This is a genomic window from Paenibacillus sp. GCM10027627, assembly GCF_042675505.1.
Classification (GTDB): domain Bacteria; phylum Bacillota; class Bacilli; order Paenibacillales; family Paenibacillaceae; genus Pristimantibacillus.
This window is the reverse complement of sequence record NZ_JBHTHB010000006.1, coordinates 192,795-211,314: the sequence shown is the minus strand read 5'-3', so window position 1 is coordinate 211,314 and position 18,520 is coordinate 192,795. Positions and strand designations below refer to the sequence as shown.

The following is an 18,520-nucleotide window of genomic DNA, read 5'->3' as shown; positions in this document are numbered from 1 at the left end:
GAGGTGCAAACATCGATGTTTATGTCCACATCCGTTCAAAAGAAAATTTCGCTCGCATTATGTTTTGTTATCGTCTGCTTAACGGCGCTTCAAGCCGTTGCTGTCCCCAAAGCGGACGCCGCCGCTCAAACCGTCACGATGGACAAGCCTGCGTATATTCAAGGCAAGCCGATTACCCTCTCTTTTACAGGGGGGACGCTCAACGACTGGATCGGGCTTTACCCGAAAGGGGCCGAACCGAAAGGCAGCAATCCATCCCTGACTTGGGGCTACACCAAAAGTAACCCGAACGGCAAAATGAGCTTCGTCAAAACGCTCGCGCCGGGCGAATACGAAGTTTTGTATATGGAAAACGACGGCTATAACATTTTTCAGCGTGTGCCGTTTTCTATTATTTCGTTGTCGCCTCCTTCCGGGGTAACATTTCACGATACGGACGGGGATGGCGGCGAAGTTGGCGGCGAGGTTCGCATCGCTCCGCCTGCAATCGCAGCAAACGTAACGGCATACAACCTCTATTGGGGAGACGATGTCGGCAAGCTAGCCGGTCTTGCTCCTATCGCGGTTCTGTCGCCGGATTTGGGCGGCGGGTCGTACGCCGTTTACACCTTCCCGGACAACACGCCTATCCCGGCTGGAGCGACCAAGCTGCTCGCTTATTCCGACTCCGCGGCGGGAGAAACAGATTCCAGCGCGGAAGCCGCCCTTCCAGGCATCGTAAGAGAAACGCCGGAAGCACAGTTTCAAGTTCTATCGGATATGCATGTGATGGGCGATCCAAACCATATTCACAACAAACATTTGGACGATACGCTGAAGGACATCGCCGAGTTGGCCCCGGACAGCGACGGCATTATGACCGTGGGCGACAACACGGAAAATGGGTATGAGGAGCAGTACAAAGAACTGGCGAGAATTTTTGACAAATACAAAGAACAGCTCCCGGAGAGCTACTTCGTAGAGGGCAATCACGACGTCCGCTGGGGTGATTGGGATATCCGTTCGGACCTGTTCGAGAAGTACACAAATATGACTTCGAAATACTACGACGTATGGGTTAAAGGTTATCATTTTATCTTTTTGGGCACGGAAAAAGGACTCAAAGACTACTCCTATTTGTCGGATGAGCAATTGCAATGGCTGGAGCAGAAGCTGGCCGAAGACGCAGCGGCGAACAAACCCGTGTTTGTTTTCCACCATCAGCCTTTAAAAAACACGGTAGCAGGCACCCAGGTTTCCAAAAATCCGTCCTTCTACTGGTATGGCGTTAGACAAGACCGGGAACTAAAAACGATTTTGAGCAAATATCCGCAAGCCATTATGTTCAGCGGCCACACCCACTGGGAACTCGGCTCTATGGATACGATGTACAATTCCAAATATGCCACTATGTTTAATACGGCGGCAACCTCCTACCTCTGGACGGACGGCAATGCCAGCAAAGTGGGGAACCAAGGCTATTTCGTTGAAGTGTACGACGACAAGGTGCTGGTCAAAGGGCGCGATTTCATGAACGACAAATGGATCGCAAATGCCCAATTTGAAGTGAGCCTTCCGGCTTCCATTCCTTCGGTCGATCCTGAGGCCGATCCCGATCTGGACCTGGGCGGCCCTGAGCTGGCGATGGCGGATTTGACGCTGGCTCCGGGAGAAGCCGTAAAAGTGGACTACAGGGGCTCCGTCGCCAAAGACTGGATCGGCATTTTCCGGGAAGGAACGAAGCTGAGCAACACAACTGCCGCTCTGGCAAAAAGAAATACAAACAGCTCCGTACAGCCTGACGGCTCACTGACTTTCGAAGGGCTGAACCTCGCTCCAGGCCGCTATGATGCGGTGTATGTAGGGGAAGCGGACTATACAACGGCAAACGACAACATTGAGCTGGGTCGGGTGACGTTCACCGTAGCAGAGGAAGAGGAACCGACTTACACGGTTGAAGTAACCGGAGAAGGCGGCGCAGCAGCGATCACGGCCAAAGACGGCCACTTGCAGCTTAATGCCCGCTTGGCTCCGAATGCCGCAGCAGAGTTCGACTGGTCCGTCACAAACGAAGACGACACAGCTACCGACAAAGCGTCGATTAGCGCCTCCGGCTTGCTGACCGCAGCGAAAGACGGGAAAGTAAAAGCAACTGCAACTTGGAAGCAAGACCGTACCGTACAAGGCTCCGTTCTCATCAGCATTAGCGGTCAAACGAACTCCGGCGGCGGCAATAATGGCGGTGGAAACGAAGGCGGCAATAATGGAGGAAATAACGGGGGCGGCAATGAACCTCAGCCCGAGCAGCCGGGCGTTCATACGGTCGATATGGACGATATTAACCAATCTGCCGGCAAAGACACGGTCGAGATCCGGGTAACAGCGGATACGAAGCAGCTTGTCGTTCCGACGGACCTTGCTTCCAAGCTGAATCAGAAAGGTCTAGCAGTGAAATCGGACAATCTGCAAATGGTCATTCCAGCCGAAGTCATTCGCCAAGCGCTGCTTGCTTCTTCCGGCGCTCCAAACGGCAAGCTGGTGCTGGATATCGCTCCTCTGTCCGAAAGCAAGAAAAACGAGCTTTTGGAAAAAATGAACGGGCCGAAGGGTCAGGCGGGAATATCGCTTACTGGAGACATTTACGATTTCTCCTTCACTTTCGTAGCCGGAAACGGGAATACAACGGCGATTCGCTCTTTTGAAAAACCAGTTCAAATTAAGCTGAAAACAGCGGCAGGAGTAAATCCCGACGTGGCGGGCATTTTCTATATCGCTGAAGACGGGAAGCTGGAGTATGCGGGAGGCAAGCTGGAAGGCGGCTATATGTCCGCTGAAGTAAGCCATTTTAGCCAATATGCCGTACTCAGCCTCGAAAAAACGTTTGCAGACGTTCCGGCGGCGCATTGGGCATTCCGCTCCATTCAAAGCCTGACCGCCAAAGGAATCGTGCAGGGCGTGAGCGAAACGGAATTCCGTCCGGGCCGCTCCGTTACGCGTGCGGAGTTTGCAGCTTTGCTTGTTAGAACTTTGAACTTAAAGGATGCAGCGGAGCTTCCTTTCGAAGACGTTGCAGCTGACGCATGGTATGCCGAATCGGTAGCCGCAGCGTTTAAAGCGGGTATCATCAGCGGCAAAAGCGCCGTTTCCTTTGATCCGGAAGGAAACATTACGCGGGAAGAAATGGTCGCAATGGCGATGCGGGCATTCCGAACATTCGGGGAAGAGCAAGCCGCTCAGCCTGCGGCTACCCCTTTCAGCGATGAGTCCTCCATTTCCAAATGGGCGCTCGATGACGTTTACGCGGCTGCCGAGCTTGGGCTCGTTCAAGGACGCGGGGCAAATCGATTTGCTCCGCAAGGAGTAACGACAAGAGCCGAGGCGGCTCAAGTGATCCAAAATGTGCTCCAACACGCCAACTAACGAAACAACTAACGAAAAAAACGGCTGTTGCCCCGTCCTAAGCGGGTGCAGCAGCCGTTTTTTCATTTCCATCAAAACGGGTTCAATACATGATAGAATACGTTAGGCGTAGCCATGCGGTAGTAGAAGCTGCACCAGCCTGCGCCTTTGTTGTTGAAGCGGTTTGTCGTGCTGTATACGAGACGCTCTTGCTCCAGCTCCTCGATGTTCGCAATGCGGCCGTCCACGTAGTCCAGCAAGCGCATGCCCGCCGTATCCAAACGGCTGATGACGCCTCCGTAACGAATATCGATGACTTCCCAGCCGAACGGCCTAAACATCGTCAGCCACTGCGAGCGGTGAGCCGAACGCAGCTCCGAGACAGCGCGGGAGATAGCCGGAAGAACCTCCGTCGCAATTCGTTTAAGCTCCGCTTTGTCCCCTGCATCATAAGCCCGTTTAAGCTCAAGGCCGACTTCGCTTTTCAGCTTCAGTACGCCCGCCAGCTTCTGCGGCACCTCAAACAGATAGTCCAATTCAGCGGCAGGGTTCCGGCGGGAAGCGATATCGCCTTCCAGCTTGGCGTAATGAGCGTTCATTTCAAGCCCGTCGATCTGCTTGTCGAACAGGCCGAGCAGAACGTCCTGGTACAGAAGGAATTTACACGGATTGCTTTGTTTCTGGTTGTCCGGCTCCGCACCCGGCGTCTCGTCCAAATACTTCATTTGCAAATACAGGTCCGCATCAATGCCCGTGCAGAATTTCACCCGCTCCTCGACAACCGCCATGTCCGGCGATCCTTCCGTGTAGGCGTGCTCCGCATAAAGCTGAAGTCCGAGGAACGCGATATAAGGGTTGCTCTCCATTCCGTCGTCGCCCCACATAGTCGCGTACACTTCTTTGATGCCTTCTTTTTTACAAACGGTCAGCGCCGTTTCTGTCGCAGGCAAGGATAGGCCATAGTTAACCCCAAATGTATTGAACACCCATACGGCTCCCGCAAATACGAGATTGTTGCCTAGCGGGCGGTGCTTCGCGATAAGCGTTTCATAATCTGCCGCCTCCACATGGTTGTAGTCCCAATAAACCATATCGACATCCTTCGGAATGCGGCTAGCCATCTCCTCCGGAATTTGCGTTTCATGACCGTAGTAGTCTTCGCCGTTCGACGAGGCCAGCTTCAGGAACATGTCGCTCCACATCATCGCTTTCAGGCCGAGACCGCGCGTCACTTTCAGCACCTTGTCCAAATGGCCTGTCATAATTTCAAAACGGCTTACATGACCGTTATGGTCCAAAAACTTGCCGCGGCCGAGCTCTTCCGCCTCGTCCATGCCGATATGAAGCTTTTTGCTGCGGAACGGAGCCGTTACGCTGCGAATCATATTTTCGACCAGACGATCGGTTTTCTCGCTGCCTACAAGCAACGCGCCTTTTGTATCTTTATATTCTTTCACAGGCTCCCATTTCAGAAACTCTTCCAAATGAGCCAACGTTTGAATGCTTGGGAAAGCTTCAATGCCGAATTGATCCGCATAATCGTCGATTTCCTTCAGCTCGGCCGCGGAGTAGCGCCCCCGCATATAGCCGAAATAAGGCTCGCCTTCAATTTCATACGTATCCTCTAGATATAGCATTACTGTATTTAGGCCCATCAAAGCCATTTTGCGCAGCAAAAACTTGAAGGCGTCTACCGTCAGCACGCCATTGCGCGACAAATCGAACATAGGGCCGATTGTATCGAATTGCTGCTTCTCTTTTATATGAAAAGCTTCACCGCCTTGCGCCTTCTGCACCAGCAAGCCGAGGCCCCGGAAAAATTGATGTTTTGCCTCATAGCGGATATACGCTTCTTGACCATTCAAACCAACCTCTAGCCCGCCTTGCGAAGGCTCGACCGTTACGGCAATGCCGCCTTCCGATTCGGCAACGCCGAGATCGTGAAGCAGCAGCGATATCCCTTGCCGCAGCTCTTCCGTGTTTCCTTGAAACTTCAAGTTCATGCCAGCTTCCTCCTAAGAGTGATTGAATTATTCATATCTATGTATTTTACATCAAAACGAATGATTGAATCCATCATCATTAACGAGCAAAAAAGACGATAACTGTCACCCAGTCACCGTCTTTGTCCCTCATGCCGCCGATATCTCTTAATCGGACAGCTTCTTTATTTTTCATAGCCTAAAGCTGCATATCCCGCCTTGTATATCCTGCAAAAGCAATCGCGAGCGAAATCGCGGAAACGGCCGCCGACAGCGCCACATAGACGGGATCGAAACCGTCCGTGAGCAGCATGCTCGCCTCAAAATATTTAAAAGGCGTGAAGTAGCCGAGAGCGTCCAATCCATCCCCAAGGTCCATTCCGATGGACAAAAGGAAAGTCGCCATCATAACAGCTGCGGAAATCGCTACCGCCCGCTTGGGCCGCCGTCCTGCCGACGCAATTGCCATACCGATGCTCAGGAACAAAAGCTGAGCAAGCAGCATGCCTAACATGAGCCTAAACATATCGCTTGCTATGGCGGAAGCTCCCCCATCCGTATAAGGCACAACAAACAAGAAGGAACTAGCGGTCATCGCCGCATTAAAAAGGAGAACCAGAACGATAGCCGCAGTCAGCTTAACCGCCAAAAGCCGGGCTCTCGAAATCGGTTTGACGAGCAAAAATTCCGCCGTTTTGTCCCGCTCTTCCTTGGCCATCATATTCGCTCCCAGCATGGAGGAATGAATCGCCGCCATTACGAGCAAATAAAGATACAACATCCCAAAGTACCCCATTGCTGTTGACAGATCCAAGCTTCCAATACCCAAAATCGCCTGCATCGCCTTTGGCAAATCGGCCATCAGCTCTCCTACAGCATCGCTCGACTCCGACAGCGTACTGTACTTGGCCATACCGCTCCAAACCATGAGCAGAATGCCCACTGTCCAAATAAGCAGCGATTTTACACTTGCCTTCATCTCTCTGCTAAACACATTCATGGCCTACCGCTCCCTTCTAGCCGACATGCACATCGCGCTTCAAATACCGGACGAAGCTGAAGCCTATGCAGCCGGCAACCATGACGGCTCCGGCAATCAAAAAGGCCGGCTCGTAAGCACCATGCTCGACAATATAAGAACGCTCAAAATATTGAAACGGCGTAACATAACGGAGCGGACCGTCCCCCGTCCATTCGCTGACGGCCGACAGCATAAAAAATCCGAATACACTGCCGAGAGACAAAGGAAGCACCGTCTTAAGCCTGGGAAACAACAACGCCGCCGCAAAGCCGATAGCGAGAAACATAAGCTGAAGCCCAAATAGTGAGCCATTAATTAAGGCAAATGTATCAAAGCTGAATGACTCCCTCTGTACCGAATAAGCCATTAATGCGGATACGCCAAAATAAAATACGTTGGTCACTGCAAGTACCGTCAGCGCCGCCAGCCCTTTCGACGTCAGTACCGCCCCTCTTGTCACCGGCTTGGTCAGAAGGAAATCGGCCGTTTTCTCCCGGGTTTCCTTAGACACGATCGAGGTTCCAAGCTGCATCGCTTGGATAGCCCCGCATAACGCAATATTCAGGAAAATGTAAGAATAAAAGCCGAGCAAAGTGGCAACTCCGTCAATTTGCAGCCCTACGGCCTGAATAACGGCCTCCGGCAGCGACTTCATCATGTCTTGCACTTGCTCAGCATCTTCCGCAAATGCGGGGTACATGGACATAAACATAACCGCCATGCCGGCTAGGGCGACCGTCCATCCAATCATCGTTCCCCGGTACATTCTTAATTCATGCCAGTACATGTTCATGAGGTTTTCCCTCCCGCGCCACGTAATAATGCATGAAAATTTCCTCCAAATCCGGCTCCTCGACCCATAGGTTGGACAGCTCCAGCACTGCAATCCGGCGCAATATTTCGTTAATATCTCCTTTGAACAGGAAGCTGATCTCGCCGTTTTTCTCCTTCCACTCCGTCACGCCGGGAATGGCGAACGAGGACGCATCTACGGTCGATGCCGCTTGCAGCTTGAACTTTTTGTACGTGTTGTTTTTCAAATCGCTCATGCGCTCAAGTGCGATCAGCCGCCCTTCTTTAATAATCGCCACCCGATCGCACAGCCGCTGCACTTCGCTTAAAATATGGGAGGAAAACAGAATGGTCGCCCCTTTTCGGTTCTCCTCCTCCAACAGCTCAAAAAATCGCTGCTGCATAAGCGGATCAAGCCCGCTCGTCGGCTCATCCAAAATAATCAGCTTCGGCTCATGCAGCAGCCCTTGCACGATGCCGACCTTCTTCTTATTGCCAAGCGATAGATCATCGATCCGCTTCGTGACATCCAGTTCCATCCGATCGGTCAGCTCCGCGATCCGTTTGCGGCAATCCTTTTTGTAAAAGCTGGCGGAGTAGTTCAGCAAATCTTTTACTTTCATGTTGTCATAATAGAACACCTCGGAAGGCAAATAGCCGATTTCCCGCTTAATTTCCGGTCCGAAGCGCAAACAGTCCTTGCCAAAAATGCGGGCACTGCCGCTCGTCGGGTAAATGAGTCCCAGCAGCGTGCGAATCGTTGTGGACTTGCCCGCCCCGTTAGGGCCGATAAAGCCGAAAATTTCGCCCTGCTCCACCGTAAAGCTGAGGTCGGTTATTCCTCTGGCCCCGCCATACGTTTTGGTCAATCGATCCAATTCAATCACATGCATAAAGGAATCCTCCTCGTCATGTTCCCCATTCTGCGCCTGTACGGCTTTTCACTTACTTATAGAAACTGAGCTTGAACAAGTCTAAATATTGATCGGTTTGCTCCAGAAGAGCATCGATATCGACTTTCTGCCCAAGCTTTCTGTATTTCTCTCTCTCCTGTTCTCCCAATCCTTCCAATGACCAAAGAATGATTTGCAGCGCCTTGTTCGGATCGACGCCATCTTTGAACTTGGTCCGGTCGATATCCGCGAACAATTTAAAATATTCGGATGCGGCAATTTCCTTTCTTTTGTCCTGCAGCTCATGGCTCACATCGGCAGCCTCCTCGAAATACACTGACTTTAAAAATTCAAAAAAGTTTGGATAAACGCCGAAAATACCCAGCTTTACGATAGACAACTGCCGCATTCTTACGAACAAATCCTTTTCCAACAGATCGATCTTGTTTGCAACGGCTTCGCTTGTAATCCGAATGGTATGATCGTACAAATAGACATACAAATCCTTTTTACTCGTAAAATAATGGAACAGCAGACCCTTCGATATGCCTGCCTCCTTTGCGATTTCATTCGTCGAAGCAGCCGCATACCCTTTCAGCGCAAATTCCTTAAGCGCCGCATTGATAATGCGCCCCCTCTTCTCCTCGTCTATGCTCAAAAATTTCGAATACAACCTTCATTCCTCCTATTCGCGAATAGAACGCCGCCTTGCCTGCACGGCCGTACACGGCAAAACGGAAATAGCATTGACCAGTGTGGTCAATGCTATTGTATTCCTCATTGACCACACTGGTCAATAGAAGTTTTCCTTTTTTTACAAATCCCTTCTCAGCGCACTGAGTACGTCAATTCGCGTTGCCCGTTTGGCCGGCCGATAGCCGGACAGCACGGCCACACCAAGTGCAATGGCGCAGGATAGCGCCGCCAAATACAGCGGAATAACAGAGAAGAGAAAGCCGGCCGGGACCTCTTCGCCCATTGTTTTTTCAAGCAGCAGAGGCAGCCCCGCATTGACGGCCATTGAAATCGCGTAAGCGGCGGCAGTTCCCACAAAGGCGCCGAGTACGCCAATAATGGCGCTTTCCAGCAGAAAAATTTTGCGAATAACGGACGGATGCGCACCAATCGCCTTCATAATGCCGATATCTTGCGCCCGCTCCGTCACCGCCATCGTCATCGTATTGAATATGCCGATCGAGGCAATCAAAACCGCTATCGTACCGACAAAGATCAATCCGATTTTCATAATGGCAAACATCAGGTTCACCTGCTTAAGCTCGTCGGCAATGGAGTAGTTGTAGTAGCCCTTTTCGCGCAAAGCTTCACCGATGCCTTTGACGTTGGAAGCATGATCCGCAATGACCTGAACCTGCTTGTAGCTTCTTTTCCCGCCTGGCTTCGGCATCTGCTTCATGGCCGCTTCGACTTGCTCTACAGTTGGGTCCACCTCAAACTGGGGTAAATCTCCGTTTTGCGTCCCCGTCACACCTTCAATCGTTCCCAAAAAACCTTCGCCGATATAAAGAGTTCGGTCCAACTCCCATTCTTTTGCCGGCTTTTCCGTAATGCCGACCACCTTCACTTCAATCAGCTTCGTTTCCTTTTTACCTGCCTTGTAATAGGCGACGTTCAGCGTCATCGTTTGATTCAACCATTCCGATGCATCGCGCCACTCGCCTGGAATGCCATGCTCGTCGACGCTTTGCCGAATTTGATAGCCGAGCACCACTTCGTTCTCCGACTCCGGGAGCCTTCCTGCGCTTAATGAAAAACCGGCGCGGCCCTCCGCTTCGAAATCCACTGCGAGCGTACTGTCGTTGTTGACATCGGCCACACCGATTGTTGCTCCCAGCCGCTGCTGAATGTAGTTGCGATACGTTACCGCCTTGACGTTCGGCATCTCGCGAAACGTTGCGATATCCTCACCGAAAATGTCCGGCTCCTTAAACTTGTCGGGATGTTTGCCATTTACATCGATGCCGGTGACGAGCCGGTCGCCTACGATATTGTTCACAATGCTTTGCTGCAGGCCAAAACCGACGGAGGCAAGCACGATCAAAAATGCGCAGCCCATCGCAGTAGCCAGCACTGTCATAAACAATCTCGTTTTGTTCTTTTTCATGTTTTGCCGGACAAACCGGAGTTGATCCCCAAATTTCACAGCAGCGTCCCCCTTGTTATGGAATGGGCAGAAGCCGCCTCTGCAAATGCGTCCGATCCTTGCGGCGTCGACTGGGCAACGATTCGCCCATCTTGCAGCCGGATGGCCCGATGGGCAATGGAAGCCACTTGATCGTCATGAGTAATGATGACAAAAGTGATGCCCAGCTCATGGTTTAATTGCCGGATCATCGTCAGCAGCGACTTCTCGTTTTCGCTGTCCAGACTTCCCGACGGCTCGTCCGCAAGCACAATAGGCGGTTCAAGCACGAGTGACCTCGCTACCGATATTCTCTGCTGCTGCCCTCCGGACAGCTCGCTTGGATAATGGCTGGCGAATGAAGCCATATCCATCCCCTCAAGCAGGTGAAGCACTTTTCTGCGCCTCTCGTCCGCTCCAACTCCCTTTAGCACAAGCGGAAGCTCTACATTTTCATATGCCGTCATACTGCCGATCAGCTGAAAGCTTTGAAAAATAAAGCCGTAATGAGCTAGCCGAAAGTCGGCCCACTGTCCTTCGTCCAGCTTCGTGACCGTTTGGCCCGCCACTCGGATTTCGCCTCTAGTCGGCCTGATGTAGCCCGACATCAGATTCAACAGAGTCGATTTGCCCGAGCCGCTGCGCCCTACGATTGCTACGATCTCCCCTTTGGCCACCTTTAAATGAATGTCGTTTAAGACAGGTACGATTCGTTCCTTTCCCTTTTTGCCAATTATAAATTGATGGCTGATTCCATCCAGCTCAATCATCTTTGTCCCACCTCTCTAGCGTTGTTCTGCTTCTATATTTCCTACTATAACAGCCGAAATATAAGCTCTCTTAAAGAAATTCTTAAAATATACTTTGAATTTTTATAATCTTTTGCCAACCATATCCAACTAATTAACTACTACTAAATGCCCTTTTAGTACCTTGACTAGAAATATTTTTCAAATTACACTAGCGATGACTTCCTGTTGAACGGACTTGCGATAGATATAGAAACAGGAGAGGATGGGACTTATGCGTTACAAACCACTGGTCAGCGTCATCATTCCAACTTATAACCGTGTAGAAGTGCTTCCTTCCGCCATACAATCGGTTATCGATCAAACTTACTCTAACTGGGAGCTTATCATTGTCAGTGACGGCTGCGAGGACCATACGGAGGCCCTTGTCCAATCTTTTAGCTCGCAGGACAGCCGTATTCGCTATTTGACCAATTCACGGAGCAAAGGAGTCGGCGGGGCGCGAAACAGCGGAATGCTGAGCGCGAAGGGGAGCTACGTTTCCTTTCTCGATTCAGACGATGAGTGGTTTCCGTTTCACCTGCAAGACAGCCTTCAAATGATTCAAGATTCAAGAGCGGACATTAGCTTCGCTTTATGGGAAGAAAAACACGGATCGACTTTGTACCGCAATTTTGATAACGATACCGAGCAAAAGCTGCTTTCCGAAATGAGAGCCGGCTTTGAAACGAACGGCAGCGGAATCGTATTTGAACAAGGTCTGTTGGAACGTTTTCTTGGGGAAACCAAACATTTCTACTGTATTAACACCATGGTTTTTCGCAAGGACCTCCTTCATACCTTTGGGTTATTCAACGAACAGTTCCGAATTGGCGAAGATACTTCCTTCATTATTCAATTTTTCGACCGGTGCCGGATTGCGCTTATTACGAAATCCCATTTTGTATATAACCAATCTCCAGACAGCGTTTATCAATTTATCGACAGACGGAATCTGAACCCCGACACGCTCTATCGGCAAAAAGAGATTTTTGCACGGATCGAAGCGGTATGCCTCCAAAACATCCAATTCCGCTTGCATGTACAAGCCCTCGTCAATAAGTCGAGCCACTTGCCCAATCACAAAAGAATGCAACTCATAGCCAGATATACGCTTGCTCGTCAATATTATACGCTGAGCTATATCAACAAATGGGACAAGCGGAAGGCGCTCAAATATTGCTTTCAATCTATGAAGCATAGCGTCAACGCCTTTAATCTATTGCTGGTTCCTTATATTTTGTTTTCAGGAGAGAAGGGCAGCGAGTTTTTGAAACGGCCCGTTAATTTGTATTAGCGGAATGGAAGAGGACTAGCCCTTTATTAACGATCAGGAGGAGTTTTCATTGGAAAACGCAAAGCCGCTAGTGAGCATTATCATGCCTGCCTTTAACCGGGAAAAAACGTTGCCCATCTCTGTCGGCTCCATTTTGGAACAGGGTTTTGCCGATTGGGAGCTGATTATTGTAGATGATGGCAGTGCGGACGGGACAACCAGGGTGGCGGAGAAGCTGGGGGAGAGCGACAGCCGTATTCGCTGCATTCGGAACGAAAGAACCAAAGGCGTTGGCGGAGCTCGAAATACCGGGATGCTTGCGGCAAAGGGCGATTTTATTGCTTTTCTCGACTCCGACGATCAATGGCTGCCGTTTCATTTGGAGGAGTCGCTCCGCATGATCGAGGAGACCGGATCGGACGCAGGTTTCGCCCTTTGGGTGGAGCGCCAAGGGGAGACGATATCCAGCGTATTCGATGAACCTGCCAGCGCCGCAAGGCTGGCCGCCATCCGGCGGTCGTTCCCTATGCACAAGGAAGAGGTTTTTGTGATGGGGGAAGGCTTGTTCGAGCGTTATTTAAAAGATACGCTTTGCATTTTTCATATTAATACAATGGTTTTTAAAAGGGAGAAGTTGAAGCAAAGCGGGCTGTTTTTGGAGGAGTTTCATATCGGCGAAGATACGGCGTTTATGATTAACTTTTTTGACCATTCCCGAATTGTCATGCAACTCAAGCCCCATTCCATCTACAACTTGTCGCCGGACAGCGTTTATTTTTTTGTGGACCGGCGGAAAGTCGATCCCGATAACATTCATGAAAATAAAGAATTGCAGGCGAAGCTGGAAAAAGCGGGGCTGCAGGCGCTCGCATTCAAGTTTCATATGCACCAAAAAATTGCAGGTTTGGACTGGAAAGACCGCAATCGGCTGCTGTTCTTGTCCAAATTAAATTTGGCCCGGCAGTATTATACGCTGAGTTACCTGTATCGCTTCGAGAAACGGAAAGCGCTCCGCTATTGCTTCCAGTCCATGAAGTATAACGTCAACCTATTTAACTTGCTTCTGCTCGGGCATATTATATTTTCAATTAAGCGCAGCAACTCTTATTTAAGAAGGCCGGTTGATTTGTGGTGAGAAGTGTACGCTATGTTTCGCGGTCAAGACCCCTTTTAGTGGACAACAGAAAAAGCCCCAGTTAAGAAGGTGGCGCCACTACTGGCCCGGGGAAACTCATTTCCTGCGGCTTCAGTAGTTGCTGGCAATACTAACTGCGCTGTTTTCCTTAGAAGCTGATCTGGATTTATAATAGAACAATCAACAAACAGGTCGATTATGGATATATCTAACATAATCGACCTGTTCATCGTAACGGTATTGTGTTATTTAAGATATAAAATTCAAGCGTTTATGTGCGTACAAACAAATGACAAGCTCCTCATACAGGTATTACGCGGGTTAGATGTGTAATTGGATGAATGATGGGTTCATTCGGCATTGGATAGCCCACTTAAAAAAGAAACCTTGAAAGTCACGAAACCAATCAAGGTTCTTGGAAAGTCAATCTGGACTTATTAAGCATTTACCTACTAATTCTTCTGCCTCGTACCCGTTTGGTTTAAGACTTAAGGAAATAGTATCTTTATTTATTTGTGGATTTTTATAACCCATATGCACTACATTATTAATCAAAAATTCCCTTGAAGCATCATTTGAATCTACTAATAAATTCCCTGTAAGTACGCCTGAATATTTGCCAGTAATCACAACTACATTGGCGCTCCCCACAAACATCGAAAATTCTACATTTATTGAAAACATTCGTTTCACCACCTTCTATTTCTCCGACATTTCTCTATATTCTCTAAGTTGCTGAATTGTATCTCTGATTTCAGAATTCGGGATACCATATGCTCTTCTAAAATTAATCAACTTTTACTTAGTCTCAATTTCCATTTCGAAAAAGACCATCTTTGCTATACAAAAAAACACCCCAAGATAATGACCATCTCTTACAAAATGGCTCCATTCTCTTGAAGGTGTTTTGTTTGCCTTACTCTAAAGAGTTCATTCGTTGCCAGCCGCACGCATCTGCTTACTCCGCAATTGACCGCATGCCGCATCGATATCCGCTCCGTGCTCCAGCCTTACGCTTACGCTGATGCCTTGCTTCTTCATCACATCATAGAAAGCGCGGATTGATTCCTGTTCGCTGCGCTGATACTGGCTGTGTTCGTCAACCGGGTTGTACGGAATGAGATTGACGTTTACCAGCTTGCTGCGGCTGCGCATCAGCTCGGCAAGCTCCATAGCCTGCTCCACCCCATCGTTTACATCCCGCAGCAAAATATATTCCATCGTCATCCGGCGTCTGGTCGTCTCCAAATAATAATCGATCGCGTCCATCAGCTTTTCGATTGGAATCGCCTTATTAATTTTCATAATGCGAGTACGAAGCTCATTGTTCGGAGCATGCAGTGACACCGCCAAGTTGACGTTCAAATCACTGTCGGCGAACTCTCTGATTTTGCCGGCCAACCCGCTGGTCGACACAGTAATATGGCGGGCTCCGATAGCCAACCCTTTATGATCCTTTACGACGCGGATAAAATCGGACATATGAACGAAGTTGTCAAAAGGTTCGCCAATCCCCATCACTACGATATGGCTGACTCGCTCTCCTTCGCCTACGGCATCAAGGTGCAATTGAACCTTCATAATTTGTTCCACAATTTCACCGCTGGACAGATCGCGGCTTTTGGCAATAAGGCCTGATGCGCAAAAGCTGCATCCGATATTGCAGCCGACTTGAGTCGTCACGCAGACGGACAGGCCAAACTTATGGCGCATCAATACCGTTTCGATCAAATTCCCATCGTACAGCTTAAACAGAAACTTAATTGTGCCGTCCTTCGACTCCTGCTTTACATGCTCTGACATCGTGCTAATGGCAAAATGCTCCCGAAGCAAAGCCAAGCAGCTCTCATGGACATCGGTCATCTCCTCAAACGAAGTCACCCGTTTTCTGTACAGCCATTCCCACACTTGGGTAGCCCGAAATTTCCGGTGTCCTCGCTCCAGAAGCCAAGCCGACAATTGCTCTAAAGTTAATCCATAAATGGATGGTATATTCATGAAGTATCCTCTTTTCAAGCCTCTATATTCCAACGCTTCTCCGCTCTTTCGCTGGGTCCGCAGCCTGCTTCCTATTGTCCCAAAAATAGCTCCCGAACACAAGGGGCGAGAGGCAATGAGCATGAAGCATCCCGTACGTCCAATCGTTGCCTTTCCTTTCAAACTCCGCTTAAGGTCCGAACGCGCCCCACCCGCTCCTTCATATCTTCATAGCTGATTGCTCCAACGAACCGTTCCCTAATGACGCCGTTGCGATCAATAATGTAAGTGGTCGGATACGCCTTTACCTGATAGGCCTCAAAAATCTCACCTTCCTTATCAAGCGCAACCGGGAAAGTATAGCCGTACTTCTCCATATAATCGTGCACCGCAGCCTCTCCCGCATCCTGACTCGTCACATTCACTGACAAGAGCACCGCCCCGTCATCCTCGCTCCGATATTCATCGTACAGCCTCTGCATATGCGGCATTTCCGTCTTGCACACCCCGCACCATGTCGTCCAAAAGCTGATGACCACTTCACGTCCCAAATAATCATCCAAGGCCACTCTCTCGCCTCTATTATCCGTTAATTCAATGGGAGGGGCATTGTCCCCTTTAGACGCACCTGTTGCATCTTCGCCACTATCACCATAATTCTCATTGTACGTAGCTTCCTCTGTCAACTGGCCGTATAACGTGGTACCAAGCAACCCGACAACAAGAAGGATAACCGCCACTTGCCTCATTATCCTGAGAATAAAACCTCTCGGACTCCAGCCCTCTTGATTCGTCAATCCAAAAGTTTCCGGACGATGAAAGGCTGCCCATCCCGCCATGGCACCAAAGAGTCCCATGCTATGAAGGAGGCCTGCATGACCTGAAAACGCGATAATCGAAAACAAATAGACAATTGACCAAGCCGAAATCATGATCCCCAGCCGCCTTGCCGCTCCTTGCAAGCCGTACAAACGAAACAAGCGATATCCCGCATAGGCTAACGCCGCTATGGCAGCCAGCCAAAATCCGACCGTCCCGCCGCTGAAAAAAACAAGCGACATCGGCTGCTTAAATACTCCAATGGGATCGATAAGCAGCAGGCTGCCCTTCCACACCGCTATCCAAAGCAGCGCCGCGCTCCACGCGATGGCCACATCCTGTTGCCGTCCCTCCTTGCTCTTGTTACAAAACCGGATGGCCAGCACACCTGCCAGACCAGCCGCCAAATAAACAAGCAGCTCTGTATTTAGCACAAGCGTCCCCAGTTGCCAGTTACCCATAAGCCCGATCCCCCATAGTCCAAAAAAGTGAAAATGCCGCTTTTCCACGCATATTGCGCATATTGGGCACCTTGCATACTTTACGCACATTACGCAATTTACGCAGTTACGCAATTTACGCAGTTACGCAATTTACGCAGTTACGCACTTTACGCACTTTACGCACTTTGCACATTTTACGCACTTTACGCACTTTACGCACTTTGCACATTTTACGCACTTTCCGCCCTTTAGACCTATCATATCACGCAGAGGACTGGCCCGCTTGCTAAACCCTGCTTATGGCCGCGCAAGCCCTTCCGCCGCAGCCAGCAATTCTTCTTTCGTAACGGAGGATTGTTCTGAACCTACTCGGTACACATATTGTTTGCTTTCTCCAGCTTCTTTCAACTGGGTCCAAGTTAATTCTTGATAATAGCCGGATTCAACAAACGGCGAATCGTTTTGCTCGGCATACACTCCGCTCGCTCCTCCAATGTCTAGTCGCTCAAGCGGCTTAGAGCCTGGGGCTGCCACGGTTTGGAGAGTAATCTCCTCTGTCAAAGCCTCGACCATAACGAGCAATTGTTTGCCTGACTCGTTTTGATATAGGTATGTATAGCCCAGGATGAGCTGCTCATGACTCCTTACTTTCTTCCATGAATACTTTTCCCCAGATGTGCGGACTTCCTTGCTGAGGGTGTCCTTGGCTTCCATCCCTTCAACTCCGATCGTCGCTCTGATAGACGGTTCACCCTTGTAGCCGCTTTGAAAATGATATCCTCCAGAGAGCGATTCCGGCAGCAGATCGTCGAAACCATCTTCGTTCATCATCCCATCGATCCGCTCCTTTTGCGCGATAAGCAAAGGCTGCTTTACCCCCATCATCGGATTATGACGATAGAAGGCAACCGGCGAATCTGCCAAAGCGGCCAAATAAACGACGGCCGACTCTCCGGGCTGAAGCTGCTCCCTCACCTCTCTCAGTGACCGGCGAATTTCCGCCACCGCTTCAGTCCCAAGAGGAGCGGCTTCCTCCGCCGAGCGAATTTGGATGCCCCAAAGCCCTTCACGTTCCTGAAACAACACTTTGCCGCCGCCATAAGCGAAGCCAGACAAAAGGAGTATAACCGCAGCATAAATAGCTATCCGCTTCAAGGGCGGTCTCCTTCCTCCTTTTCCAACAGCCCTCGAACCGAATTCGTTCCTAAACTCCTCCATCACTTCCGATCTCATTGCCGCAGGAGCGGATAAGTTTTGGGCCAACCTCTTATATTCGCACTTCAGTTTTTCTTCAATGGACATAAGTAGACACCCCCTCCCTTTCCGATGTTTCCATAAAAGACCTAAGCTGCTTAAGCGCAAGGCTATGCCTTGACTTCACCGTGCCAACCGGAATATTCAACACGTCAGCAATCGATTCCAGAGAGCAGTCCTGATAATATTTTAGGACGATGACCTCCCGAAGCTTGTGGGAGAGCCGATTAACAAACGGCAGCACCTCTTCCCGGTTGCCTACCGCTTCAATCGCAGCGTCTACGGCGCCGCCTTTTTCACGTCCGTATACCTTTTTCGCCCGATTCAGCACTCGGAAGCTTCTCCAAATCCCTCTCCGCCAGCTCCGTACTTGCCGGATAATGAGCCCATTAAACCAAGGAATGATTGGGCGCCCTTGATCGTAACTCCCCAGTGAACGGAGCAGCGCGATATAAACTTCGCTCATAATGTCGTCGACATCTCTCTCATGGCCGATCAAATAATAAATCATGCTGTATGCATGAGACTTGGTTTCTTCAAAAAAGAGCTGAAACGCCTCTTCGTCCCCTTTGATCATTAGAGCCGCCCATCCCCGCAGCCTTTCGTCCTTCATGATGCCAAT

Annotated in this window: 15 protein-coding genes; 3 read left to right on the top strand and 12 right to left on the bottom strand. The window is 49.9% G+C overall.

What is annotated here, in order from left to right; genetic code table 11:
- Positions 1 to 15 precede the first annotated feature (15 nt).
- Positions 16 to 3,399 (top strand): S-layer homology domain-containing protein, encoded by a 3,384-nt coding sequence (locus tag ACFQZE_RS20465; RefSeq protein WP_379360510.1) that lies wholly within the window; start codon positions 16 to 18, stop codon positions 3,397 to 3,399.
- A gap of 71 nt (positions 3,400 to 3,470) precedes the next feature.
- Here the strand turns inward: ACFQZE_RS20465 and ACFQZE_RS20460 are convergent, their stop codons facing one another.
- The 7 genes from ACFQZE_RS20460 to ACFQZE_RS20430 all read right to left on the bottom strand — a co-directional run bounded on the left by ACFQZE_RS20460 (position 3,471) and on the right by ACFQZE_RS20430 (position 10,976).
- Positions 3,471 to 5,381, bottom strand: a complete 1,911-nt coding sequence (locus ACFQZE_RS20460; RefSeq protein WP_379360508.1) for a beta-N-acetylhexosaminidase — start codon at positions 5,379 to 5,381, stop codon at positions 3,471 to 3,473.
- 178 nt (positions 5,382 to 5,559) lie between these two features.
- Positions 5,560 to 6,360 (bottom strand): ABC transporter permease subunit, encoded by an 801-nt coding sequence (locus ACFQZE_RS20455; RefSeq protein ID WP_379360506.1) that lies wholly within the window; start codon positions 6,358 to 6,360, stop codon positions 5,560 to 5,562.
- Between the two features lie 16 nt (positions 6,361 to 6,376).
- Positions 6,377 to 7,174, bottom strand: a complete 798-nt coding sequence (locus ACFQZE_RS20450; RefSeq protein ID WP_379360504.1) for an ABC transporter permease subunit — start codon at positions 7,172 to 7,174, stop codon at positions 6,377 to 6,379.
- Positions 7,155 to 8,066: an ABC transporter ATP-binding protein gene (locus ACFQZE_RS20445; RefSeq protein WP_379360502.1), complete on the bottom strand. Its 912-nt coding sequence runs from the start codon at positions 8,064 to 8,066 to the stop codon at positions 7,155 to 7,157. Before ACFQZE_RS20445 ends, ACFQZE_RS20450 begins: the two co-directional genes overlap by 20 nt.
- 52 nt (positions 8,067 to 8,118) lie before the next feature.
- Positions 8,119 to 8,739 carry a TetR/AcrR family transcriptional regulator gene (locus ACFQZE_RS20440; RefSeq protein ID WP_379360500.1) on the bottom strand — a complete coding sequence of 207 codons (621 nt, stop codon included), beginning with the start codon at positions 8,737 to 8,739 and terminating at the stop codon, positions 8,119 to 8,121.
- Positions 8,740 to 8,880: 141 nt separating this feature from the next.
- On the bottom strand, positions 8,881 to 10,227 hold the full coding sequence (locus ACFQZE_RS20435) for an ABC transporter permease (RefSeq protein WP_379360498.1): 1,347 nt from the start codon (positions 10,225 to 10,227) through the stop codon (positions 8,881 to 8,883).
- Entirely contained in the window at positions 10,224 to 10,976 is a 753-nt protein-coding gene (locus ACFQZE_RS20430; protein ID WP_379360496.1) for an ABC transporter ATP-binding protein, read from the bottom strand. Before ACFQZE_RS20430 ends, ACFQZE_RS20435 begins: the two co-directional genes overlap by 4 nt.
- Before the next feature lie 253 nt (positions 10,977 to 11,229).
- Between ACFQZE_RS20430 and ACFQZE_RS20425 the strand changes: the two genes are divergently transcribed.
- On the top strand, positions 11,230 to 12,291 hold the full coding sequence (locus ACFQZE_RS20425; RefSeq protein ID WP_379360494.1) for a glycosyltransferase family 2 protein: 1,062 nt from the start codon (positions 11,230 to 11,232) through the stop codon (positions 12,289 to 12,291).
- A gap of 49 nt (positions 12,292 to 12,340) precedes the next feature.
- On the top strand, positions 12,341 to 13,405 hold the full coding sequence (locus ACFQZE_RS20420; RefSeq protein ID WP_379360492.1) for a glycosyltransferase family 2 protein: 1,065 nt from the start codon (positions 12,341 to 12,343) through the stop codon (positions 13,403 to 13,405).
- A gap of 423 nt (positions 13,406 to 13,828) precedes the next feature.
- On the opposite strand, the gene ACFQZE_RS20415 is transcribed toward ACFQZE_RS20420, so the two are convergent.
- From ACFQZE_RS20415 to ACFQZE_RS20395, 5 genes are all read right to left on the bottom strand, one after another.
- The gene (locus ACFQZE_RS20415) at positions 13,829 to 14,101 is read right to left on the bottom strand and encodes a hypothetical protein (protein WP_379360490.1); all 273 of its coding nucleotides are present in this window, start codon (positions 14,099 to 14,101) and stop codon (positions 13,829 to 13,831) included.
- Between the two features lie 234 nt (positions 14,102 to 14,335).
- On the bottom strand, positions 14,336 to 15,403 hold the full coding sequence (gene rlmN / locus ACFQZE_RS20410; RefSeq protein ID WP_379360488.1) for a dual-specificity RNA methyltransferase RlmN: 1,068 nt from the start codon (positions 15,401 to 15,403) through the stop codon (positions 14,336 to 14,338).
- 158 nt (positions 15,404 to 15,561) lie between these two features.
- On the bottom strand, positions 15,562 to 16,662 hold the full coding sequence (locus tag ACFQZE_RS20405; protein WP_379360486.1) for a TlpA family protein disulfide reductase: 1,101 nt from the start codon (positions 16,660 to 16,662) through the stop codon (positions 15,562 to 15,564).
- Positions 16,663 to 16,941: 279 nt separating this feature from the next.
- On the bottom strand, positions 16,942 to 17,946 hold the full coding sequence (locus ACFQZE_RS20400; protein WP_379360484.1) for a hypothetical protein: 1,005 nt from the start codon (positions 17,944 to 17,946) through the stop codon (positions 16,942 to 16,944).
- Positions 17,936 to 18,511, bottom strand: a complete 576-nt coding sequence (locus tag ACFQZE_RS20395; protein ID WP_379360482.1) for a sigma-70 family RNA polymerase sigma factor — start codon at positions 18,509 to 18,511, stop codon at positions 17,936 to 17,938. Before ACFQZE_RS20395 ends, ACFQZE_RS20400 begins: the two co-directional genes overlap by 11 nt.
- Between the last annotated feature and the right edge of the window lie 9 nt (positions 18,512 to 18,520).